We start from the raw sequence: 24261 nt of genomic DNA on the forward strand, positions 1-24261 counted from the left end.
GCAGCTTAATATTAAGTCTGCCCTTGGCTACTTAATTGTTAGTTTAAAACACTGTGCTAAAAGGCGTACGCGGTGTTAAAGCAAACTGATGAGTCATTTTTTGCTGCTTGTTAGTGGCGGTAATGTGGTACTTATTAAAATCAGAATTTTGACTAAATAACCTAACGTTTAATTTTAGCTGTGCGCTTATATCGGGCACTGTATATCGGCCCGTAATGGTTATGTACTCAATGTTATTAGTATCAGTATGCGACACTTCAGGGTTTAGTAATAAGCCCTCTAAAGAAAACTTATAATGATGATCGTTTAAATAAACCCCTCGCATTATGGTTTTGCTGATTTGCTTTTTATGGGCGTTAAATTCATCCATAGATACTTTTTTATTTAAATCATCATCAAGGTTATTAAATGCAGAAATAGGCAGCGAGAGCACAATAAAGGCATGGTTATCAATCACGTTTAATGTTCCGTGTTGAGCCACCATTAAATGTGCATAAACAACCGGTGCTATAACAATGTTGGCCACTAAAATAAGCGCAACAAGTGCTTTTTTATGTAATTTCATCATGCTCACTTTGCCTATAAGTAAATTTATAGCTCGCCTTTAACACAGCGTTGAAAAAACGGATAAGTATCGGTTGCATAATAATGGTATATGCCTTGTGGAAATTCAGGGGTAACACCAAAGCGCCCGTTACACTCATCTAAATCTCCAGAGCCAGCTACATATTCCCAATCTTGTGCAAAAGTTCCCAGTGGATAAATATCGGTAGAAGGGCGGTTATCGCTTACAGTACTAATATGTTGGTAGCTACCTGTCATCACTTTAAGTGACGAACTTGCATCATCCGCGGTGCTATAGCCATAACGCGCATAAATAGGAAACCCATCAGCCGCCCATGCAATTAGAGTCATTGTTGAGCTGTTGCCGCCTCTAAGGGAGATAAATCCCTCAGGCATGCCATGATAATGATATGTGCCATCGGGCTGTACGTGTGCGTTGTTATCGTCAGTACCAAAACTAAAGGTATCTTGGCTTAGTGCTTCAATACTCCAGTTGCCACTGTTATCGCCAAGCGAGCAATTATCGCCAGAGTCATCACAACTGCCGCCGGTACCAGCATCAATTTTAACGCCATTTAGTACTATGCCTAACACGCCTCGAGGGCCGCCCATTAAGGTTGCGGTATCGCTTTGTTCAGGCGTTAACGTAAAGCTCTCACTCACAGTTTGCTCAGAAATGGTGTTTGGATTGTCGGGGTTTGGAAACGTGCCCACATCATGATCTGGAATGCCATTAGCAACTACATCGCGTGTTGTACCTGTGCATGCCCAATCAGCAGAGCTGGTGGTTTGCACTGATGTTGAGTCGTTATATTCATTGTAACTGTATTCACATAGCACTTGCTCGGTTGAGCTGGTGCCACTTGTTGCTGTTGTACTGTCACTGCTTGAACTTGTACTTTCATCAGTGGCGGTTGTTAGGTTTTGCTCATCACTGCCACATGCAACAAGAGAAGAAATTGCCGCGCTTAATAACAATATTTTTAATAGTTTAACTTTATTACAGAGAGAGTGATTCATCATACACAGCCAATTAAGTACTAATTGACGCTATTTTTGATCTTAAATGTGCAAGCAATGTGCAAAAATAAATCAACATTGAGTATGTTTGTTAATCAGGTGATTTTACTTAAGCTGCATGTATTATAAGATCAGTGCATTAACAGCCTAAAGTAAAGAATGGTGTAATGGCAAAATCAAAACCTGAGGTGTCGATTCAAAGTTGTGGGATTTATTCTACATGGGATAGCAAAAGTAAAGCATTGCCACAAATTGAGCAGTTTACAACCAATGTAATTGCCAAGCTTGATGTTGAATTTGGTTTAATAATTAATATCAAAAAAGCAAAAGGCGAAAAACTTCACTTTTGTATTTATCACCCCGATATACCAGACAGTAATGGCGAAATAATGCCGCCCTTTGAAGGCGTTGAATACATTAAAGAGAACGACTGGCAGTTTTATTTAGGTGATACGCTGTGGGAGCCTATTGAAAATAAATTAGGTGATTGGCGAATGACACTCACCCTAAATAATAAAATTATTGCCGATAAAACATTTAACGTTGCACTTGAAGAGCAAGGCTCTGTTAATGATTTTTGGCGTAAACGAGGTTACTAAGTCCTAAAATTGTCGAGCTAAAAAAAGCCAATATACATTGGCTTTAAAAATATAACTTAACCTGAACTCTGGTTAAGAGATATACCAACATAATTTATCATGATGATCTTTAAGCTTAATTCTCTAGCCAGCGGTTTTCGGTGAAAACAAGGCGAATTTACGCGTCAATAGCTAGCCTATTGCAAGTAAATTCAACGCTGTTAGCGCTGAAAATAGCTGCTAGAGATAGATTTATTATCCAGAGTTGAGGTTAACTTAGTTACCCCACGGGTTAGTTGCATTTGAGCGTTGTTTTCGTGCCCTTGCGCGTTGTTTAGTGGCCTTTTTTTCCATAATTCGCTTTGCATCACTAAAACTTAATTCGCACGGCTCCCCCGGTTTATGATCCGCAGGAATAACTCTATCTCGTGGTGGTAACTCGTATTGCACATCGTCGGGCTTAGGTAAGTTTTTAAGGCGGTATAGGTAAAAGTTATCTACTTTTTCTTGTGCCCATTGTGTTTTACGTAAAAACTTAACCGCCGATTTTACATCAGGATTGTTTTTAAAACAGTTTAATTGCAAATAAGCGTGTAGTAGCTCCCACCCATATTGCTCAACCAGTTCTTCAACCACTTGCTCTAATTTTACGCCTTGCAGTGGGTTATTACTGTAAAGATCTTGGTTGCTCATAGGTGTTGCCTCATTAATAAAAATACAAATGCCATTATAAATTTAATAACGAGGCTTTAATAGATAAAATTGCTTAACTTTGGCAATTAACAACTACGCGGCCGCGAATTTTACCTTCCATAAGTTGCTCGGCATTTTCGATTACTTGTTCAAGTGTAATTTCGGTTGATATTTTATCAAGGTAATCGGATTTTACTAAGCTTGCTAGTCTGTCCCATGCTTCTACTCTGTCTTTTTTAGGGCGCATAACGCTGTCTATACCAATTAAAGATACACCACGTAAAATAAAGGGCGCTACTGATGCGGGTAAATCCATGCCTTGGGCTAAACCACACGCAGTAACCACACCACCGTATTTAAGCGATGCACAAATATTAGCAAGCGTGTGGCTGCCTACCGAATCTACAGCACCTGCAAAGCGCTCTTTTTGAAGTGGCTTACCTGGGTTTGAAAGCTCATCTCGGCTAATAATTTGTGACGCACCTAGCTCTTTTAAGTAATCGCTTTGCTCCATTCTACCTGTTGCAGCGGTTACGTTATAGCCCAGCTGATTTAATAAATAAATGGCAAAGCTGCCAACACCGCCGTTTGCACCGGTCACTAATATTTCGCCATCACTTGGAGTGATGCCTTGTTTTTCAAGGGCAATAACACTTAGCATTGCAGTGTAGCCCGCGGTGCCAATTTGCATTGCTTGTTTTGGCGAAAGCGCTGCAGGGAGGGGGATTAACCAATCACTATTAAGCGATGCCTTTTGTGCAAGGCCCCCCCAGTGTTTTTCGCCCACACCAAAGCCATTTAAAATTACATTATCGCCAACAGTAAATTCATCCGTACTTGTTTCACTTACTTTGCCCACTAAATCGATGCCTGGCACCATAGGAAAACTGCGCACAACAGGGCCTTTACCAGTAATGGCTAGCCCATCTTTGTAATTGAGCGTGCTGTAAAGTACATCAAGTTGCACGTTTTGATCTGGTAGGTCACTTTGCTGCACTTCACTAAGCGCCGCAGCGTAGTTTTCGTCTTTCGTAATTACAATAGCTTTAACTGAGTTACTCATAACATATCCTTTTAGACCGATCGGTTTTTAATGGCTAAATAAAATGCGCACTAGGTAAGTAATGCGCGTAAAAACATTTCTGTATACAACGTAAGGGGTTTACTTGATTGGGTAAGTTTAGCTCGCATAACGGCGCCTTCCCAGCCAATCCAAAAATATTCACTCATAAGCTGCGTATCAACAGTTTTAGCAATCGTGCCTTGTTGCTGTGCTTCATTTAAACACTGCTCCACTTGCTGCTGCCATGCTACGTAGCTTTGTAGTAGGCGGATTTTAAATTCATCACTTAAATGATTTAGCTCTTGATTTAAATTGCCGACCAAACAACCGCGTTTGTACTGGTATTTTTGCATGCCCATAATGGCACTTTGCGTAAAGTGAATTAAGCGCTCGAGGGGCGGGGTAGTGCTATCGGTTAAATATTTTTTGAGCTTAGTAATAAAGTAGTCATCGTAGGCATTTACTAACGCAATACCAAACGCTTCTTTACTTTTAAAGTAATGATAAAACGAGCCTTTAGGCACGCCGGCTTTTTTTAAAATGGTATCAAGGCCAGTTGCGCTAAAACCAAATTCAGTTAAGGTTTCTAGGCCAACCCTAATAAGGTGCGCTTTGGTATCGGCGTTTTCGCGAGGTATTTTAGGGGGTCTTCCGCGCCGTGCAGGTGCCTGAGCAGTGTTCATTATAAGTAACCCCTAATAGCCTTTTTAAAGTTAACCCATATTAGACCGATCGACTTTAATTAATCAAGCATAAATACCAATTGTTTAAAAATAAATCGTTAAAGTTGTTTTTTAAACAAAAGGGCAAATTGCAATAAAATCGTCATGATTACATTTTTGTTTGGAACTTAGCCAAAAAAGGTGTGTCGGATAAATAGGTCGTGTTGATTTTTGCTGGTTAAATTTGCAGTGGTGTTTGGCATTTAGACAAGGCGAGAATGCACCATAAATACCAACTATATGCTGCCCATTAGGTGCTTTCATTAAATAGTTATTTAAGTGCTTCAATGGAGATATTTAAATCAGCAAAGTAGAACACGCCTTAGCACATAAGTGCATTTAAGCGGTTAGATAGCCGTATTGTAAATTAAAGAAGCAGTAAGAAATGAAGTGGTACGACCACTGTGTTTTTATTAATGTTAAATTATTTTTGCATCAGCATGTTACTTAATGTCAAACGAATTAATTAATTTTGCTTTTTGAATTTAACATTTTTATTAACTATTCATTAAATGTAGATTTCACTAATGCTACAAAATTTATAATTAAAAAAGGTGAGGATATTACCGATGAAGAGACAAAAAAGAGATCGTTTAGAAAGAGCTCATTCTCAAGGTTTTAAAGCAGGTTTAGCCGGGCGCTCAAAAGAGCTATGCCCTTATCAGCAAATCGATCCTAAGTCCGAATGGTTAGGCGGTTGGCGTGAAGCAATTGAAAACCGAAACATGTATAAAACCTAATTCATCAGATAAGAATTAAAGTAAAAAGGCCTCCAACTGGAGGCCTTTTTGCATACATTACTAACTTTAGAATGCGCTTGTATCTTGAAATAAGCCCACTTTTAAATCTTTTGCTTCGTAAATTACGCGGCCATCTACTTCAACTGTGCCATCAGCCATACCCATAAATAGTTTACGCTTAATTACACGTTTCATATCAAGGCGGTACGTTACTTTTTTAGCGGTAGGTAAAATTTGACCGGTAAATTTAACTTCACCCACACCTAAAGCACGGCCTAAACCAGGCCCACCAGACCAGCCTAAGAAAAAGCCAACGAGTTGCCACATAGCATCTAGCCCTAAACAACCTGGCATAACTGGGTCGCCTTTAAAATGGCAATCGAAAAACCATAGGCTTGGGTCAATATCAAGCTCAGCTACAATTTGGCCTTTACCGTGCTCGCCGCCATCAGCAGTGATTGAAGTAATACGGTCCATCATTAACATGTTGTCGCTTGGTAAACGGCAGTTACCTTCACCAAACATTTCACCTTGACCACATAGGATCAAATCTTCTTTTGTATAGCTATTTTTAGGTTCCATAACACTTATCTTCGCTTAGAAATTGCCAAGTACTTTAGCGTACACTTGTACGCTAAACAACTCGGAGCAGTTGAAAAAAACACTTTTTTGCGTGATTTATCGCCAATCAGTAGTGGCGATTGCTTTTTGCACTATAAAACCGCGCAATTACAATCAGAAATCATTATAATTACCCCTGACTTATAACCAGTTTAAAGGAAGTTTATGATCCTTTTTGTTAACTCACTAACAGTGATTGATTTTTCTTACTTATGTAACAAACGCGGCGCCGTTGGCGAGAGCTGGATTGTTGACTTAACGTTGCATGGCAAGCTAAATGAAGAGTCTATGGTGTTAGACTTTGGCTTAGTTAAAAAGCAAATTAAAGGCATAATTGACGACTGTTTAGACCACAAACTAGCAATTGCTAAAGGTTTAAATGGCACAGTACAAGAATTTGATTCGCACAAAACGCTTGATTGCACATTTGGTGATAACCACCATTTAGCCATGAGTGCTCCGCATCAAGCTTATTGCATGATAGACGCGCCAGAAATTAGCGTTGAATCAGTGACTGAATTTTTAATAGACACTATTTTACCAAAACTGCCAGGAAACATTGAAAAAATTGAGTTGTCGCTTAAACCAGAGCACAGCCAAAGTTTTTATTACCATTACAGCCATGGCCTTAAAAAGCACGATGGTAACTGTCAGCGTATTATTCATGGCCATCGCTCGCAAATTGGTATTAGTTTAGATGGTATGTCTATGCCACGCTTACAAAAGCAATGGGCAGAAAAATGGCAAGATATTTACTTAGCCACGCGTGAAGACCAAATCACAGCAAGCGAATTAAAACACATAAGCGCTAAAAACGATGATGTGTGTTTTGCTTACACCGCTGCACAAGGTTACTTTGAAATGGCGATTAGCGAGTCACGCTGTGACATTTTACCTGTTGATACAACGGTAGAATGTATTGCTCAACACCTTGCTGAGCAAGTTAAGGCAGAATACCCAGACAAAGACGTAAAAATTACCGCCTATGAAGGCGTAGGAAAGGGATCGATTAGTTATGCTTAAAACTCTTTTAGCCACAGCGCTTGTTACCACAACTAGCTTTAGTGCATTAGCGCTTGAGCTAAAAGGGCACCTAACCCAGGGCGGCTTAGTGACAGGCAAGCTTGAAAATGTAAAGTCGGTATCGCTAGATGGTAAAACATTAAAGTTATCAGACTCTGGCGATTTTGTGTTTGGCTTTGGTCGCGACGCGAAAGTAAAACACGCCCTTACGTGGGTAGATAATAACGGTAAAACACACACGCAAGATTTAATGATCACTAAACGTGATTATAAAATTGATAAAATTACCGGTGTGGCTAAAAAGTATGTGTCGCCTCCTAAAGAAGTAAGCGCACGTATTAGCCGTGAGGCGCAAGCAATACGTAAAGCGCGCGCGGTTAACTCTGATTTACAGTACTTTTTAGACCCGGTATTAAAGCCTGCACAAGGGCGTATATCGGGTGTTTATGGTAGCCAACGTTATTTTAACGGCGAACCGAGACGCCCACATTTTGGTTTAGATATTGCAAATAAAACCGGCTCGCCTGTTTATGCACCGATTAGTGGCACCGTGGTGTTTGCTGATCCCGATTTATACTACTCGGGCGGTACGCTTATTATTGACCACGGCCATGGCGTTACCTCTACATATATTCATTTAAGCAAATTAGATGTAAAAGTAGGCGATACAATAAGCCAAGGCGACAAAGTTGCCGAAATAGGTGCGACAGGGCGTGTAACAGGCCCACACCTTGATTGGCGTTTTAACTGGGAAGGCGAGCGCCTAGACCCAGCATTATTGATGCAAGATAAGCTTGCTAATAAAAAGTAGATACTATGACAGACATTAACCGCGATGCAATTATTGCAAAGCGTATTGAAGACTCAACGACCTCGGTCACTAAAACGGTGTTTCCTGGGCGCACTAATCATCACAACACATTGTTTGGTGGCGATGCGTTAGCATGGATGGACGAGGTTGCTTTTATTGCCGCCACTCGCTTTTGCCGAAAGCCGTTAGTGACTATTTCATCTGATAGAGTTGATTTTAAAGAGGCTATTCCAGCGGGTACTTTTGCTGAGCTAATTGCTAAAGTTGTGCATGTGGGCAATACATCACTTAAAGTGGATGTGGATATTTGTTTAGAAACCATGCATAAAGATGATAAGCACTCGGCTATTTCAGGCAGCTTTACCTTTGTAGCCGTAGATGATGATCACAGACCGACACCGGTGGTATGCGATAAAATGATTTACGGTTTTGATAAGTAAATATTAAGGCAAGCGGCCTTTAAATAAGCACCTTTATTAGGTGCTTATTTAATTACAGTAAAAGAACACATCATACTAATTAGTTGTAAAAGCAATCTTAGCAGGTATAAAAATATATAGATTAGATCAGCAAAATAGGGAGGTATAAAAAAGGCATGGAATGCATGCCTTAAAAATAATGAATTTTACACACTGTAAGTGCAGAGGTGTTAAAGCACCATAGCAGCAATCCAACCAAATATAAGTAATGGAATATTAAAATGTATAAAGGTGGGGATCACTGAATCTCGTATATGGTCATGTTGACCATCGGCATTTAAACCCGAGGTTGGCCCAAGTGTAGAGTCAGAGGCAGGAGAGCCCGCATCACCTAATGCACCCGCAGTACCCACTAAAGCGGCAGTTGCCATAACCGAGAAACCTAAATCTAAACATAATGGAACAAATAAGGTAGCTATAATTGGCACTGTAGAAAACGAACTACCAATACCCATTGTTATCAATAATCCCACCAATAAAATAGAGGCCGCAGCGAGGGGCTTATTGCCATCAAATAACGCCGCGCCACTGTGAACTAAACTTGCTACATCACCGGTTGCTTTCATTACTGAGGCAAATCCTTGAGCCGAAATCATAATAAAGCCAATCATCGCCATCATGGCGACGCCTTTACTAAATACGTCACCGTTTTCTTCCCACTTAACAACACCAAATACACTAAATATCATTACGCCAACAAGGCCGCCTAATATCATAGAGCCACTTAGGTTTTGAGCAACCAAGGATGAAAGCACAGCAAACAAACCTACTATCATTACTTTTTTTGGCTTCTCAATGTCGGTAGCTTTGCTTTGTGTTGTTAACGGTTGCGCTTGGTAGTCACGGCGCTTTGCGTAACTTATAAACACCGCGATAATTAACCCAACCAACATACCGCAGGCAGGAATAATCATTGCCATAGGTACTTGGGTGTTAACTATGTCTAGGCCGTTATCAACTAAGTTTTTATGCAAAATAGAGTATAAGTAAATGCCACCAAATCCATAAGGCAATACCATGTAAGAGGTAGCTAAACCAAACGTTAATATACAAGCAATGGCGCGGCGGTCTAAACGTAGTTGATTAAACACAACGAGCAAAGGGGGGATTAAAATAGGTATAAAGGCTATGTGCACAGGCACTAAATTTTGAGATGAAATAGCGCAGCCTAATATAATTAATAAAATAAAATAGCTTAAAAAGGTTTCGCTGCCTGCACCTTGTGCATTCACTTTGTTTAATAGCTTTTCGGCGAGGATACGGGTTAATCCCGATTTTGAAATAGCCACTGCAAAGGCACCTAACATTGCGTAACTTAGTGCAATTTCAGCGCCGGCCGACAAGCCAGAATTAAATGCATCAACACTTTCTTTTATCCCTAAACCCGCTGTTAAACCAGCTACAAGTGCACTAATTATCATAGCTACAATGACATTTACACGGGCTAAGGAGAGCCCAAGCATTAAAATAACGCCTATAACAACCGCATTCATAGTATTCTCTATTTTGAAGATTTAATTAATTTTATCAGATCTTTAGCCTGATTTTTACGTTCTTTAGTAAAAGGTTTTTTAGCGTAGCGCACTTGGTTAAATAAATAGCTAAATTGGGTTAAAGGTTCCGCAGTATCAGGGCTTTGCTCAGCAAAGTATATTAACTGCTGATTAGGTGAATAGTGACTAGGCGCCGTTATGTCGTTTTTATCTGCCCAGTGCTTAATTGCCTCAAATTCTGAAACTAACGGCGGGCGTTTACTTTTATTGCGTGGCCAATTTAAATAAATAAAGTAAGCAGCAAAGCTAAAAGCAAGTCCTAAAATAACCGCTAAAGGGACCAGCCAAAGATGTTTACTACCAAAAAGTGATTTTAAAAAGTTGCTTTGCTTTTCTTCGTCAAAGCCAAGTACCCAGCTAGTCCATTGGTAATCAAGGGTTTCTAGTTTGAGCCTTAACCAATTAACGGCTGCAAAGTTACTTAAACTCACTAAGCCAAAATCGAGATTACTTTTAAATTCATCATTGAGTTCTTCGTTTTGCGAAAGTGAACCATTTAACCGCTCGGGGGCGACCACCGCAGTGGCATCAAAAATTTGCCACTGATTATTAATATACACTTCAACCCAAGCGTGGGCATCGTATTGACGAACCGATAAATAATTATTTGTTTGGTTTTTTTCACCACCTAAATAACCGCTGGCCAAGCGTGCGGGAATACCGGCGCTTCTAAAAATATACGCTGCTGCACTGGCGTAATGGCCGCAAAAGCCGCGCTTTTTATCAAATAAAAATTGATCAATAGTGCTGTCACCGGTCATTGGCTCAGGGGTTAACGTGTAACTAAATTCTTGTTTAGCAAAGTAGCTAAGCAATGCATTATAAAAGTCACTTTGCGAGGTTGTTGATTGTTTAAGTTTGGCAGCAAGCATGGATGCTTGTTGGTTTGTTTGGTTATTTAAGCGTGTGTAATAAGTGGTTTGCCAATTTGAAAGTTGCTCTGTACTCAGTGCTGCACTTGATACCTGATACTGCAAGCTTTTAGCTTGATATTGTTTTTTTCGAAGTAACCCTAGCGCATTACTTTCAACATTTTTATTGTTACTGGTTGCGTAATCAAGCCCATATAACCATTTTTGATTAGCAGGCTCGGCAATAATAGTGTAGGTGTGTTGTATCGTAATTTGTTTATTGGGATCAGCGCTTTGATTATTATATTTTAATAAATCAGATGTTTTCCACGCTTTACCATCAAAAGTATCGTGTACAAGTGCTCGCCAATAATAAGGCGAGGCGGGCGTGTTGTTATCAAAACGCGCTCTAAAAACCAGTTCATCAGAATTAGACAGCTTTGCAATATCAAACGGGTCAACCTGTTCAGAGAGCCCTGTTTTAGCAAGCTTTGGCCCAGGTAACTGCCAAAAAGCGGGCATTTTAGGTAAAAACAACAGCAAAAATATTGCTAAAGGCAAAGCAATAAATAACAGCTTAGCACTTTGTTTAGAGGCTAATTTTAAACTATGAGAAGATTCAATTAAGCTCAATACAGCAAAGTTGAGTAAAAATAGGGCGCTCATGGTTAAGGTGGTTATTATGCTTTGGTTAAACAAATACGCCGATGAAATAGAAAAAAACGTGAGTGTGACAATAATATGGTAATGTTTTTTTGTTTTAGCCTGCAGTAATTTAAAAATACTAGAGAGCAATAACATAGCAACAAACAATATGACTGTATCGCCTATACCTATGGTGTAAATCATTAATATTAAAGCTAATCCAGCCAAAATATTTGCAAGCCACGCGTTTGGTTTAGGGTTGTTAGTCAGTGTTAAGTACACGTTCCAAAGGCATAAAAGCGATAAAACCCCAATAAACAGTATGGGCATATGCGATAAATAAAACGCAAATAAGCAGGCGTATATAAAGCTCATTGCTAAATTAATTGCCCGGTAATTTAATAGCTCAGTCATTAGTTGCTCCGCCGTATTCGCTCAGAAGTGCTAAACACTGTGATTTATCGTGCGTGTCGTTAGTTGCTTTGTAACTTGCTGAGGGCAAAATTAGTGTAAACGGCGTGTTGTTTTCGCATGCATTACACACTAAAAAGCAAAGCTGACTCAAGCGTTGCTCGGTGTTACCCGTTAGCAGGTTAAAATCAAAAACAATATCGGACTTTTTATAATCTATAAATTCTTTTACGAGTAACTGCTGCGATTTAGCGTAATGTTTCCATGAAATTCGCTGCAATCCCATTTCTGGTAAATGCGTAACTAGCTCATCAAACTCTTCGCTGCCGGGCTCTTTAATACTGCCTGTTTGCGTTGTGTGTTCAAACGTACTGTTGTAAGTGTCGTTTAGTACATGCTCCGGCGCAGGGTAAACGTAAACAGAGTCATTGGGTTGTATATAACTCCACACGCTTACCAGCCCAAATGGGTAATTACTGTGTATTTTAAATCGTTCAAGGGTATATTTACCGCGGGCATTATAAGGTAGGTTAATAATTAAAGCGTTGTCTTTGGATGTAACTTGCGTTAAGTGCTTTGCGTATTCTGGGTCACTCGAGTAGCTAAGCGATACTGATTGCGTAAGTGTAGGGGCTTTTAAAATAAACTTAACCGAGCCTTTATTTGGTGAGAAGCTGGCAAAACTTTTTATATATTCAACTTTTAGCCCTTTGGCGTTTGTATAACCAAGCAGCACAGCAATAATCATCACCACAAACATTAAATAAGCCATCACCAAAATTAAGTTATTTTGATAATTAATGCCCATAACAAAATTTAAAATAGCCACAATAATAAAGTAAAAGCCGAGCTGCGAGGGCACTACATAAATATTGTTATGAGCCAGCGTTATGGATTGCTTTGAATGCTTGTTTTTAAGTAGTTTATTAAGTATGCGCTTTTTTAATGCGCCTAATATACTGACCTTTTGGGCTTTTTTTTTAAATAACACGTTAAACTGGCACAGCAACGGTTTTTAAGATTTCATTTACTTGTGCTTCTCCCGACTCGTTATGCAGTCCTAAGCGGTGTTGGCACACACTTGCAAATACTGCTTGTACATCGTCAGGGGTTACAAACTCTCGCCCTTCAATAAATGCCCACGACTTAGCCGCTTTGGCAAGCGCCATACTTGCCCGTGGAGACAGCGAGCCTGCAAATGCTGCGCTTTGACGAGTATGCGTTACTAATTCAATAATGTAATCGATTACAGGGCTACTTATCACAATTTGGTTAATCAAGGTTTGAATTTGTTGTAGCTGCTTAGCGTCTATTCTTTGTGGTAATTGGCTGTAGTCTCGCGGTTTAATGTTTAAAATAAGTTGTTTTTCAGCCTCTTTAGGAGGAAAACCCAAACTTATGCGCATTAAAAATCGATCTAACTGCGATTCTGGAAGTGGGTAAGTACCCGACTGATAAAGCGGATTTTGCGTGGCAATTACAAAAAATGGATTTGGTAACGTGTACTTAGTACCATCTACTGTAACTTGTTGTTCTTCCATCGCCTCAAGCAATGCACTTTGCGTTTTAGGGCCCGCGCGGTTTATTTCATCTGCTAATACAACTTGGCTAAAAATCGGTCCTTTATGAAATGTAAACGTGTGCTCATTAGCGTTAAATACATTGGTTCCTAAAATATCGGCAGGTAAAAGATCGCTTGTAAATTGTATACGCTGATACGACAGCCCAAGCACAGCAGCAAGTGCATGTGAGAGCGTAGTTTTGCCCATACCGGGTAAATCTTCTATCAGTAAATGTCCTTCACTGAATAAGCAGGTGAGTGCTAGTTTTATTTGTTGTTTTTTTCCAAAAATAACACTCGATAAATCGTCGATAATTGCCGTAACAGTGCTTTGCATACTGACCTTATTTTATTCGCTTAGTTCGAGGCGCTTCATAACAGAATTAACTTTTTTAGCGTTAAAAGGTTTTTCTATAAAGCCTTTAGCGCCTAATTCCCATGTATTTTGCACGTTTTCAAGGGTGTTATGACCCGAGCACATAACAACGTGAGCGTGAGGGTAGCTATCATTAATATGTTCTAGAATATCAGAGCTTTCAGAATCAGGTAAGTCCACATCCAAAAATATGACATTGGGTGATTTTTTATCAAGAAGGGGTTTTGCAGAAAGGTAATCGTTGCTTTCTAAAATATCTTCAAAGCCTAGCTCTGTTAATATTTGGTTTAGGTAGTCACGTATTTCCTTAACGTCATCAATAATAAGTATAGGCTCAAGCGGGCGCACAAATTCCATATGTTAATTACTTCTATTTTTAATACATCTAAAGTAATTTAATTTTATGCTAAGCACTGTATAAGCTCAAGAAAGTAAATCAAAAAACAACCAATTAGCGCTTTTACGCGCCTAAACCTGCCGTATTAATTAAACGCCCACAACATTTAATTGGTTAATAAATGTTAAATAACGCTCTTCAATAGCCCTCTACAGAACATTTTAAATAAGACTTTAGTCATAACTGGCAATTTTATTTTGGAATTCAAAACTATTAAACCCTTGTTTATAAATGTAAATTTTTATAAGTACGATTTCATGTAAATGTTTTGTAATAAAAGATGTTGACGTTACATTATTCATTTGTGATTATGCTCACTAGCTGAGCCAATGCCCATTAAGAAGTTTAAAAACACATTAAAGTAAAATGCTCATTCGCTTTAGCTGCACACTGAAAATACACAACACACTAAATAGAGAGTTCATTATGTTAAATAATAAGAAAGCTAAATTTGCGCTAACTTTAGTAGCAGCAGCGTTGGCGGCGCCAGCACAAGCAGAAATGTCAGATTACTTTGACCGCCTTGACGTTAACTTTCTAGCAATGCAAAACTTTCAGTCTATTCAAGCTAAAGACGGTGCATTTCGTCCTGGAGATGAAGAGCAATCATCAGGTTTTGGGCGTATTAGAGCTAACTTAATGCTTAAGTTTCATATAAATGAATACATTACTGCCGACATTGATATAGCCGAAGAGCCAAACGATTTTGGCGGCGGCGACCGTGATTTTTCGTTCCATAACGACTTTGCAGGTATTGAATTTGATTTACTTGGCTTATACGGGACACCAAACGAAAACGAAAATTTAACGCTTCGTTTAGGTAATATTGGCGCGTCTCCATTTCAGTTTAAAGGTTTTCAAGACGGCGCTGATAACCAAGGTAATGCCTTAATTGGTAACGGCATTAACGACTACGCAACCGCAGAAAACGGTGCACAATTAAGCTACACAGAAACTTTTGATAGTGGTGTGCTTCGTTCTTATAACGTAGCGGGTCATATTACTACATCAAGCTTTGGCGAAGCATTTCAGGAAGATAGAGGCTTTAATTACCGCTTACAAGGTACATTAGAGTTTGAAGGTGGCTTTAAAGTTGGCTTAAATTACTTACAAGCAAACCAAGGCGACCAACTTCGTTTTGAAAATGGCGTAGCGAGCTTAGATGGACTCACAACAACAAATTACCGTTTTGGTGATGGCGAAAACTATAACTTTTCGGCTTCTCCTTCAAGCGAACGTGATACTCACGTAGGTGTTATGCCAGGGCTTGATCAGTCTATCATTCAATTAAATTTAGCGTATCAGCCATCAGATCAAACCAGCATCATTTTAATGTTGGGTAAATCGTCTGACGATTACACCTTTGCAGACTCTGCAGGTAACGCAGTGGCAGGTATTACCTACTTTGGTACAGATGGTGTGGCAGACGAAAACGGTACTACGTTTGATTCTAACAGTGTAATTAAAGGCGAAAGCTCAGTAGAATATTACGCCGTTGAAGCACAGCAATATATCATTCCTGAAAAACTTTACGTAGCCGCGCGCTATGCAGAGTCAGAAAACACTTCCGATTTAATCAGCCAAAACGATAACACCGTTGAGCGCTTACAAGTAGCCGCAGGTTACTGGTTTACAGATTCTACACTTTTAAAAGTTGAGTATGTAAACCAAGAAGAAGGCGCAAACTCAGGCGGCCAAATTGGTCGTGGTTTTGACGGTTTCACCTCAGAAATCTCAGTTAAATTTTAAATAGCTTACTAACTTACTGTTTGGTTTAAAGGTAATTTCAGCGCTGTAATACGTTGAAATTACTCACCGCTTTATTTACTAAGGCGCTTTACAGTTATTTTTTAAGCGTCATTTAACATATTTATGAGGGTTAACCCGATGAAAACTAAATTATTAATGCTCGCGTGTTCAGTTATGGCTATTAACGTAGCCGCTAAAGAAACCATAACCATTGCCACTGTTAATAATGGTGACATGATCACCATGAAAGAGCTTAGCAATCATTTTGAAGAACAAAACCCAGATATTTCATTAAAATGGGTAACACTAGAAGAAAATATTTTACGTCAACGTGTAACAACTGATGTTGCCACAAAAGGCGGCCAATACGATGTAATGACAATTGGCACATATGAAGTGCCAATTTGGGGTAAACAAAACTGGCTAACTGAGCTTGATAACCTAGGTGAAAATTACGACGTTGATGACTTACTACCGGCTATTCGCAGTGGCTTAACGATAGATAACAAATTATACGCGGCCCCATTTTATGGCGAAAGCTCTATGGTTATGTACCGTACAGACCTAATGGAAAAAGCCGGCCTAGAAATGCCAAACGCGCCTACGTGGAGCTTTATTCAAAAAGCTGCAAAAGCGATGACCAATAAAGATGAAGGTGTTTATGGCCTTTGCTTACGTGGTAAAGCTGGTTGGGGCGAAAACGTTGCTTTAATTACTTCAATGGCAAATTCGTTTGGCGCTCGCTGGTTTGATGAAAATTGGAAACCACAATTTAACACCCCTGAGTGGAAAGCCACACTCCAGTATTATGTAGATGTTATGAAAGAGTCTGGACCTGCGGGTTCGTCAGCGAATGGGTTTAACGAAAACCTAGCGTTATTTCAAACGGGTAAATGTGGTATTTGGATTGATGCAACGGTTGCTGGCGCATTTGTAACCAATAAAAAAGATTCTGAAGTCGCTGATAAAGTAGGCTTTGCACTTGCACCAGATAATGGCCTAGGTAAACGTGGTAATTGGCTATGGTCATGGACACTTGCAATTCCTTCTAGTAGTAAAAAATCTGATGCTGCAATGAAATTTATTAGCTGGGCTACATCAAAAGAGTACAGCCGATTAGTTGCCGATAACAAAGGCTGGGCAAAAGTACCGCCGGGTACTCGCGCATCACTTTATGAAAACGAGCAATACATGAATGCAGCACCGTTTGCACAAATAACGCTTGATTCTATTAATTCGGCCGACCCGAAAAACCCTACTGTTAAACCCGTGCCTTATGTTGGCATTCAGTTTGTAGCTATTCCTGAATTTCAAGGAATTGGTACTGCTGTTGGGCAGCAGTTTTCCGCTGCACTTACTGGGCAAATGACTGTTGAGCAAGCACTTAACACCTCACAACGCCTAGTTGAGCGCACAATGCGTAAAGCGCGCTACCCAAAATAAATAAGTAGGCGGGTAAGTTTAACGCTTACCTCGTATTTTTCGTCAGCATTAGCATGTTATCTAGTAGCCGTTTGTCGTTGTTGCTAAGGTTAATGCTGACTTTTTGAAGGTCACTGATATGGCAACTACACAGTCTCGTACGCTTGCACGCATAATGCTATTTCCTAGTGTAATTTTATTACTAGGATGGATGATAGTGCCGCTGTGCATGACACTCTATTTCTCGTTTGTAGATTACAACTTACTTATTCCTGGTGAACGTGAATTTGTAGGCTTTTTAAACTACGAGTTTTTTTTAACAGATCCCGCATTTGTTGAATCCTTTTTTAATACCCTTTATTTAGTAACGGGTGTATTAGCTATCACAATTTGTGGTGGTATCGGTTTAGCTGTTCTCCTCGACCAAGCAATATGGGGGCGAAACTATGTTCGTATTATGGTTCTCGCCCCATTTTTTGTTATGCCAACCGTATCGGCTTTGGTGTGGAAAAACATGTTTATGAACCCTGTAAACGGATTATTTGCACACTTTGCAATTTGGCTCGGGTTTGAACCTATCGACTTTTTTGCGCAAATGCCTTTGTTTTCAATCATTATTATTGTTTCTTGGCAGTGGTTACCGTTCGCAGCGTTGATATTACTCACGGCAATTCAATCCCTTGACCGCGAACAACTCGAAGCTGCCGATTTAGATGGTGCAGGGCCTTTTAGTAAGTTTTTTTACATCGTGCTGCCGCATTTATCTCGCGCTGTTACCGCTGTTATTTTAATTGAAACTATATTTTTACTGTCTATTTTTGCAGAAATTTTAGTGACAACCAGTGGCGGGCCTGGGTATGCATCAACCAATATTACTTACTTAATTTACACCCAATCGTTATTACAATTTGATGTAGGCGGGGGCTCAGCAGGGGGCATAGTTGCAGTAATTATTGCCAATATTGTAGCCATATTTTTAATGCGCCTTATTGGTAAAAACTTAGAGGGTTAATCATGGCTAGTGCAGCAAATAAAAAATCAAAACTAATTTATACCCTGGCAGCATGGACCATCAGTGGGATGATATTTTTCCCAATTTTATGGACATTAATCACCAGTTTTAAAACCGAAGCAGAAGCAATATCAGCCACACCAGCGTTATTTGCTTTTGATTGGACACTGGAAAACTATCAAGATGTGTTAGCCCGCTCGCCGTATTTTGATCACTTTTGGAACTCGGTGGTTATATCACTAGGCTCAAGTTTATTGGGCTTATTAATAGCCGTACCAGCCGCGTGGTCAATGGCGTTTGTGCAAACGAAAAAAACTAAAAACCTACTTATGTGGATGCTTTCTACAAAAATGCTCCCGCCGGTAGGGGTGTTAATTCCTATTTATTTACTCTTTAGAGACTTTGCTTTATTAGATACAAAACTGGGCTTAGTTATTGTTATGACCTTAATAAACTTACCGATTATGGTATGGATGTTATACACCTACTTTAGAGAAATTCCGGGTGAAATTTTAGAGGCGTCACGAATGGATGGTGCAACTATTGGCGAAGAAATATTTCATGTATTACTGCCAATCGCATTACCTGGCATAGCCTCCACACTACTGTTAAACGTAATTTTGGCATGGAACGAAGCATTTTGGACACTCATTTTAACTGCTGCAAATGCCGCACCACTAACGGCATTTATTGCCAGTTACTCAAGCCCTGAAGGGTTATTTTACGCCAAGTTGTCGGCAGCATCTGCCATGGCCATTGTGCCAATATTAATTCTTGGTTGGTTTAGTCAAAAACAATTAGTGCGCGGCTTAAGCTTTGGCGCAGTAAAGTAGGAGAACACACATGGGCAGCATCACACTAAAAAAAGTAACCAAAAGTTTTGATGAAGTTAACGTAATTAAACCGCTTGATTTAGAGATAAAAGACGGTGAATTTATTGTATTTGTAGGGCCATCGGGCTGTGGTAAATCAACATTACTACGTATGATTGCCGGATTGGAAGACACAACCAGCGGCACAATTGAGATTGATGACCAAGATGCAACACAGACGCCACCGGCAAAACGTGGTTTAGCTATGGTCTTTCAGTCGTACGCTTTGTACCCGCACATGAGTGTACGCAATAACATTGCGTTTCCACTAAAACGCGCAAAAGTAAGCCCTGCTGAAATTGAAAGTAAAATAGCAAATGCCGCTAAAATACTTAATTTAACTGATTACCTAGACCGTAAACCAGGGCAATTATCGGGCGGGCAACGCCAACGTGTAGCAATAGGGCGCGCAATTGTTAGGCAACCGTCGGCTTTTTTGTTTGACGAACCGCTTTCAAATTTAGATGCATCACTACGTGTAAATATGCGCTTAGAAATTTCTGAACTACACAAAAGCTTAGCTACAACAATGATTTATGTAACACATGACCAAGTTGAAGCGATGACAATGGCAGACAGAATTGCAGTATTTAATGGGGGGATTATTGAGCAAGTCGGAACGCCACTTGAGCTGTATCAGCACCCAGTAAATAAATTTGTTGCAGGCTTTATTGGTTCACCAAAAATGAACTTTATTGAAGTAGATAACGATAGCCATGCACAAACGCACAGTTTGGGTGTGCGTCCTGAGCACTTTGAAATCTCAACTGAGTCAGGAACTTGGCAAGGTACTGTGGGCGTAATCGAGCATTTAGGTTCTGAAAGCTTTTTACATGTAACTATTAACGATGGCAGTACGGTTACGGTAAAAGCAGATGGCGATTGCCCACTACAATATGGCGATACAATTTATTTAAGTGCGCCTGAGCACAAGGTACATAGATTTGATAAAAATGGGTTAACGATTAAAAACCCAACAGTTTAATCCGCCGTTTTAAGCCAATACTTTAGGAATAGCAAATTTACCTAAAGTATTGGCTATTAAATTAATGTGACACTTCGGCATTTTATAAATGAATGATATATTTGCAAATATTATAAAATGATTTATCGCTAAACTAAGCGGCTTATCAAAATAAGAGGTTTATGTGGCAAAGCTATCAAATACAGAAATACGTAAGCTCGATGATGCAGCTAGAGCAGGGTGGCTCTATTATGTTGCGGGTAAAACACAAGACGAAATTGCCAAAAAACTCAATGTATCTCGTCAATCGGCTCAACGTATGGTGGCATTATCTGTAAGCCAAGGGCTTATTAAAGTAAGGCTCGATCATCCTATTGCTAAATGTATGGATTTAGCAGAAAAAATTAAAAGCCGTTTTGGCTTAGACTCTTGTGAAGTAGTGCCTAGCGATGGCTCAGATCCAAACTCTACAGTGGGTTTAGCGCAAGCCGGTGCAGCTGAAATACAACGCCATTTAAAATCAGAAACACCGAAAATTTTAGCTATGGGTACTGGGCGCGTATTACGTGCATGCGTTGATGAACTGCCAACGCTAGATTGTAGCCAACACAAAGTAGTGGCGATGCTAGGTAACATGGCACTTGATGGGTCGGCTTCACCTTATGATGTAGTCGTTAGAATGGCCGAGCATATAAATGCAAAGCATTACCCAATGCCGCTTCCTGTATTACCAAGAAGTGTTGAAGAAAAACAGCAATTGCATTCACAACATAATATTACCAGTAACTTAAAATTGGCCACCCAAGCCGACGTAACGTTTGTGGGTGTAGGTAGCCTAGGCGAAAAATCGCCATTGCATATTGATGGCTTTGTTGATGAGCAAGAGCTAAAAGAGCTACAAAGTTTAGGGGCTGTGGGCGAAATGATCAGCTGGGTTTACGACAAACGCGGCCAATTAATTGACTGCACTGTAAACCAACGTGTTGCCAGTACGCCATTAAGAATTGAAGGTAGTAAACAAATTTACGCTATAGCCGCCGGTGAAGATAAAGTACTTGCGATACTTGGTGCAGTTAGATCGAATATGATCAGCGGTTTAATTACTAACGAATACACAGCAGAGCGTATTTTAAGTATGGATTAGCTAAGGTTGTTTTAGGTAGCTTTTTAAAATCTACGGATAATAACTGACTGAATGAGCCTTTATTTTTCAAAAAGGAAAACTAACAGGCTCATTTAAAATACCAATAAAGTTTTAATAAATTTAGGCTTTTTATAAAACGTCTTAAATAGCGCCGCAATGAAAGAACGTTGATGAAAATAGCAAAACAAAAACTGATGTGGTTAAAATTTTAAAGTAGCCAATGCTTAAAGTTCTTTGTAACTAATATAGCTAGTAAAGTTTTAAGTGTAATTAATAATAAAACGTAATGACCAGGAATAAACTAAAAATACATAGCAAAGTAAGGCTTGGTATAGCTTGAAAAACAACCTTAATGTCCGATACCGTCTAGTATTGGACATAGTAGGAGTGTAATACGCACTCCTTGTTATAATATAGATAACTACCTATAATTTATATTATGTTAAATAAGTTAAATTAATACATAATCAAAGTTAAGTAGCTTCTATTATTTACGTATAAACCCCTATTTCTGGTGTTTTGTAATAGTCTTTTAAAGTTGGTCTTTCAGTTAACCGTTCAAATTGTTATGTACAGTAACTTTTAACAACAACTTACGCACTAGATTTTACACCGATATTTTCGCTAATATTTATGTAGTCTTTCAATCTTATAAAGCCTAACAATTACAAATTTCATATAGCAGCCTCTATATTCCCTTTATAAAAATTAATTACCTTTTTTAAACAGGCTCAAATTTTGTAATCGTCGTTTCTATCATTTTATTTAGAGCTAACTTACTGCTACAAGCATTTATCGAACCTCATATCAGGTTTAATTTAAAGCCTTAGATTTAAGTTCTTCAAAACCTAAGGCCTCACGCAAAAATAATATGACTTAGTTACAACCTAGTTCAGACCTTAAACCATACACTGATGATTCAATTGTTTGTGCACTGTTATATGATAAGTTTGGCATTACATTTATACCTGAGCGCGATTCAACTTCATCAATACTTACTTCGGTATTACAAAAGTTATCACTGCGACTTGCTGTTTGCTCCATAATAAATGCCGATGCTTTAATTGTGCTACCAGTTTGCTGCATAATAATTTTAAAATAGCCACTTGGAATGGTATGCGCTTCGTTAGCTTGTGGTAACTCTGCAAAATAATATTCGTATAATGGACCTGTTACTACATATAAATCATTTCCATTTCCTACGTGATTTCGCACTGCAGATTCAAGCCTAACCCATGGGCCTTGATTTAATGCGGATGATTGCGGCGTAATATTAGAAAGTAAGTTTGTTAGTTTCCAATCAGCCGTATTACTAAAAGATGCTAATGGAACTTGATGGCCTCTATCGGTATTTATTGTTGCATACGCATCGGTATAATCAGCGGGTTCTAACGTGTAATGTGAGTATAAATCTGGATCGGCTTTCCAACTTCTGCTTCTCGATGGTCCACTCATAGTGCTAGTTGTAACATGGTAAGCCACCCAATCTGCAAACTTTGTATAACGATTATTTTTTAAAGTATAAATACTTCGCTCAATTGTATTGCCATTATCTAAACCTGTTGGGCAACCTTGTAAACAATTGTCTGCACTTGCACTGTGCGCAAAACAGAAACCTGTAAGTACTATTGATGCCTTTATTATTGTCTTCATTGTTTTATCCTCAATTAAATGAGGGTAAAAATTAGCAGTACATTATTACAGCAATATGTATCTAACTAATTGTTTATAAATACAATAATATCGTCTTAGCCTTTTGGTATTACTAATAAAAGTCGCGAGTGTACAGTTACCCTCAGCTTATATTAAACGTAGTTACGTCACTTGTAGACCTAGCGAATAAAGGGGTTTTTATATACCTATATGCATTATGTTAAATTAGCTCATTTATAGTTTCCCATGCGTAATCACCCTAATATAAAGCGTATGCGCACAATTTTAATGTATGAATATTGAGCTATTAATAGCGGTTTATACTTAAATGGTTTAATACTAAAAAATAGATGAATAAAAAAGCCGTTTGAGTAACTAATTCTATAAAAATTAATACAGCTCAAACGGCATGGTTTTATATACATGTTATCCAAAGTGGCTAACTAGGCCTTTAAAACTAAGGTGTTTTAAAACTTTTTATCAGCCAAAAATTCACCCATTAACGAAGTTACTCGTTCTGGTTTTTCATCTATAACCCAGTGCCCTGCTTTTTCTATCCAAGTTAGTGTTGCATTTGGTAAGGTTTGAGCTAACTGAGGTGCATATTTAGGTTTTTGAAAGTTATCTTCATCACCCCATAAAATGAGGGTTTCATGCTTTAAGCTTTTAAGCTCACCGGCAATTGCTTGTGTGTACTCTTTATTAAGTCGGCGCATATTATTAAATAACGCTGCTTTACCTTGCTCATTACTCCATTGCTTTAAATACTGTTTTTTAAGTTCGTCGGTCATTATGCTTTTATCGTATACACCTTTTGGCATAAATTCATTTAGCGTATCAACAAACTCATCAACCGATGTTTCTTGCTCTACACCAGGCTCAAGCAAAGGTTCAAACTCGGGTATTGGCCAAGAATCAAAGCAAACACTATCAATTAATATTAAGCTGTTTACTTTTTCTGGGTAATTTACCGCCATGAGTTGTGCTATTCCGCCACCTATATCATGAGAGGCAATGTTTGCTTTAGCAATACCTAGCTCATCCATAAATTGACTGATTATTTTGCATTGGGCATTAATTGATACATCGGTATTTTTTGGCATATCCGATTCGCCGTAATTGAGTAAATCAGGTGCAATAACACGATGTTGCTCACTCAGTGTTGGCATAACATTTCGCCATAACGATTTGTTAGTCGGAATACCATGTAATAATAGTAGCGGTGTGCCCTCGCCCATTTCTTGATACGCAATTTTGTGGCCTTCAACGGTAATGGTTTGTGTTTTACTCATACTTACTATCCTCATCAATATTTTAAATTTAGTCTAAACCTGTGT

Annotated in this window: 24 protein-coding genes; 11 read left to right on the forward strand and 13 right to left on the reverse strand. The window is 39.0% G+C overall.

Annotated elements, in window-relative coordinates; translation table 11 throughout:
• Positions 1-43: 43 nt before the first annotated feature.
• Together EJ103_RS08165 and EJ103_RS08170 are read right to left on the reverse strand one after the other, a co-directional pair.
• The gene (locus tag EJ103_RS08165; RefSeq protein WP_126007026.1) at positions 44-568 is read right to left on the reverse strand and encodes a hypothetical protein; all 525 of its coding nucleotides are present in this window, start codon (positions 566-568) and stop codon (positions 44-46) included.
• Positions 569-591: 23 nt separating this feature from the next.
• The gene (locus EJ103_RS08170; protein WP_126007027.1) at positions 592-1587 is read right to left on the reverse strand and encodes a YHYH protein; all 996 of its coding nucleotides are present in this window, start codon (positions 1585-1587) and stop codon (positions 592-594) included.
• A 164-nt stretch (positions 1588-1751) separates the two neighbouring features.
• Here EJ103_RS08170 and EJ103_RS08175 point away from each other — a divergent pair, with 164 nt between their 5' ends.
• Entirely contained in the window at positions 1752-2183 is a 432-nt protein-coding gene (locus EJ103_RS08175; protein ID WP_004586517.1) for a DUF3859 domain-containing protein, read from the forward strand.
• A gap of 255 nt (positions 2184-2438) precedes the next feature.
• Here EJ103_RS08175 and EJ103_RS08180 read toward each other — a convergent pair whose 3' ends face one another.
• The 3 genes from EJ103_RS08180 to EJ103_RS08190 all read right to left on the reverse strand — a co-directional run bounded on the left by EJ103_RS08180 (position 2439) and on the right by EJ103_RS08190 (position 4601).
• A complete protein-coding gene (locus EJ103_RS08180) occupies positions 2439-2855 on the reverse strand; it encodes a VF530 family protein (RefSeq protein WP_004586518.1) in 417 nt (138 codons plus the stop codon).
• 73 nt (positions 2856-2928) lie between these two features.
• On the reverse strand, positions 2929-3918 hold the full coding sequence (locus tag EJ103_RS08185) for an MDR family oxidoreductase (protein ID WP_126007029.1): 990 nt from the start codon (positions 3916-3918) through the stop codon (positions 2929-2931).
• A 50-nt stretch (positions 3919-3968) separates the two neighbouring features.
• A complete protein-coding gene (locus tag EJ103_RS08190; RefSeq protein ID WP_126007031.1) occupies positions 3969-4601 on the reverse strand; it encodes a TetR/AcrR family transcriptional regulator in 633 nt (210 codons plus the stop codon).
• A gap of 608 nt (positions 4602-5209) precedes the next feature.
• On the opposite strand from EJ103_RS08190, the gene rmf reads away from it, so the two are divergent.
• Positions 5210-5380 carry a ribosome modulation factor gene (gene rmf, locus EJ103_RS08195; protein WP_004586522.1) on the forward strand — a complete coding sequence of 57 codons (171 nt, stop codon included), beginning with the start codon at positions 5210-5212 and terminating at the stop codon, positions 5378-5380.
• A 66-nt stretch (positions 5381-5446) separates the two neighbouring features.
• Here the strand turns inward: rmf and fabA are convergent, their stop codons facing one another.
• On the reverse strand, positions 5447-5962 hold the full coding sequence (gene fabA, locus EJ103_RS08200; RefSeq protein WP_004586523.1) for a bifunctional 3-hydroxydecanoyl-ACP dehydratase/trans-2-decenoyl-ACP isomerase: 516 nt from the start codon (positions 5960-5962) through the stop codon (positions 5447-5449).
• A gap of 204 nt (positions 5963-6166) precedes the next feature.
• On the opposite strand from fabA, the gene EJ103_RS08205 reads away from it, so the two are divergent.
• From EJ103_RS08205 to EJ103_RS08215, 3 genes are read left to right on the forward strand one after another with little or no spacing between them, the layout of a single operon-like run.
• The gene (locus EJ103_RS08205) at positions 6167-7024 is read left to right on the forward strand and encodes a 6-carboxytetrahydropterin synthase (protein WP_029772284.1); all 858 of its coding nucleotides are present in this window, start codon (positions 6167-6169) and stop codon (positions 7022-7024) included.
• Complete coding sequence (locus EJ103_RS08210) at positions 7017-7835, forward strand: M23 family metallopeptidase (protein WP_126007033.1); 819 nt, start codon at positions 7017-7019, stop codon at positions 7833-7835. The genes EJ103_RS08205 and EJ103_RS08210 overlap by 8 nt, the downstream gene beginning before the upstream one ends.
• Positions 7836-7840: 5 nt before the next feature.
• The gene (locus EJ103_RS08215) at positions 7841-8275 is read left to right on the forward strand and encodes an acyl-CoA thioesterase (protein WP_024033640.1); all 435 of its coding nucleotides are present in this window, start codon (positions 7841-7843) and stop codon (positions 8273-8275) included.
• 209 nt (positions 8276-8484) lie between these two features.
• Here the strand turns inward: EJ103_RS08215 and EJ103_RS08220 are convergent, their stop codons facing one another.
• From EJ103_RS08220 to EJ103_RS08240, 5 genes are read right to left on the reverse strand one after another with little or no spacing between them, the layout of a single operon-like run.
• Positions 8485-9807 (reverse strand): Na+/H+ antiporter family protein, encoded by a 1323-nt coding sequence (locus tag EJ103_RS08220; RefSeq protein WP_126007035.1) that lies wholly within the window; start codon positions 9805-9807, stop codon positions 8485-8487.
• A gap of 8 nt (positions 9808-9815) precedes the next feature.
• Positions 9816-11777 carry a DUF3488 and transglutaminase-like domain-containing protein gene (locus EJ103_RS08225; RefSeq protein WP_126007037.1) on the reverse strand — a complete coding sequence of 654 codons (1962 nt, stop codon included), beginning with the start codon at positions 11775-11777 and terminating at the stop codon, positions 9816-9818.
• Positions 11770-12765: a DUF58 domain-containing protein gene (locus EJ103_RS08230; protein ID WP_241232303.1), complete on the reverse strand. Its 996-nt coding sequence runs from the start codon at positions 12763-12765 to the stop codon at positions 11770-11772. The genes EJ103_RS08225 and EJ103_RS08230 overlap by 8 nt, the downstream gene beginning before the upstream one ends.
• Before the next feature lies 1 nt (position 12766).
• The gene (locus EJ103_RS08235; RefSeq protein ID WP_029772289.1) at positions 12767-13672 is read right to left on the reverse strand and encodes a MoxR family ATPase; all 906 of its coding nucleotides are present in this window, start codon (positions 13670-13672) and stop codon (positions 12767-12769) included.
• A 12-nt stretch (positions 13673-13684) separates the two neighbouring features.
• Positions 13685-14068 (reverse strand): response regulator, encoded by a 384-nt coding sequence (locus EJ103_RS08240; RefSeq protein WP_029772290.1) that lies wholly within the window; start codon positions 14066-14068, stop codon positions 13685-13687.
• Between the two features lie 466 nt (positions 14069-14534).
• On the opposite strand from EJ103_RS08240, the gene EJ103_RS08245 reads away from it, so the two are divergent.
• From EJ103_RS08245 to EJ103_RS08270, 6 genes are all read left to right on the forward strand, one after another.
• Positions 14535-15857 (forward strand): hypothetical protein, encoded by a 1323-nt coding sequence (locus tag EJ103_RS08245; protein WP_029772291.1) that lies wholly within the window; start codon positions 14535-14537, stop codon positions 15855-15857.
• Positions 15858-15995: 138 nt separating this feature from the next.
• On the forward strand, positions 15996-17300 hold the full coding sequence (locus EJ103_RS08250) for a sugar ABC transporter substrate-binding protein (RefSeq protein ID WP_126007041.1): 1305 nt from the start codon (positions 15996-15998) through the stop codon (positions 17298-17300).
• A gap of 118 nt (positions 17301-17418) precedes the next feature.
• Entirely contained in the window at positions 17419-18291 is an 873-nt protein-coding gene (locus EJ103_RS08255) for a sugar ABC transporter permease (protein ID WP_024033631.1), read from the forward strand.
• 2 nt (positions 18292-18293) lie between these two features.
• On the forward strand, positions 18294-19124 hold the full coding sequence (locus EJ103_RS08260) for a carbohydrate ABC transporter permease (RefSeq protein ID WP_004586533.1): 831 nt from the start codon (positions 18294-18296) through the stop codon (positions 19122-19124).
• A gap of 10 nt (positions 19125-19134) precedes the next feature.
• On the forward strand, positions 19135-20148 hold the full coding sequence (gene ugpC / locus EJ103_RS08265) for a sn-glycerol-3-phosphate ABC transporter ATP-binding protein UgpC (RefSeq protein ID WP_126007042.1): 1014 nt from the start codon (positions 19135-19137) through the stop codon (positions 20146-20148).
• 163 nt (positions 20149-20311) lie between these two features.
• On the forward strand, positions 20312-21271 hold the full coding sequence (locus tag EJ103_RS08270; protein WP_126007044.1) for a sugar-binding transcriptional regulator: 960 nt from the start codon (positions 20312-20314) through the stop codon (positions 21269-21271).
• Between the two features lie 876 nt (positions 21272-22147).
• Here the strand turns inward: EJ103_RS08270 and EJ103_RS08275 are convergent.
• Positions 22148-22924: a DNA/RNA non-specific endonuclease gene (locus tag EJ103_RS08275; protein WP_126007046.1), complete on the reverse strand. Its 777-nt coding sequence runs from the start codon at positions 22922-22924 to the stop codon at positions 22148-22150.
• A gap of 467 nt (positions 22925-23391) precedes the next feature.
• Positions 23392-24216: an alpha/beta hydrolase gene (locus EJ103_RS08280; protein ID WP_126007047.1), complete on the reverse strand. Its 825-nt coding sequence runs from the start codon at positions 24214-24216 to the stop codon at positions 23392-23394.
• Positions 24217-24261 lie beyond the last annotated feature (45 nt).

This window comes from Pseudoalteromonas sp. Xi13 (assembly GCF_003952205.1).
Taxonomy (GTDB): domain Bacteria; phylum Pseudomonadota; class Gammaproteobacteria; order Enterobacterales; family Alteromonadaceae; genus Pseudoalteromonas; species Pseudoalteromonas atlantica.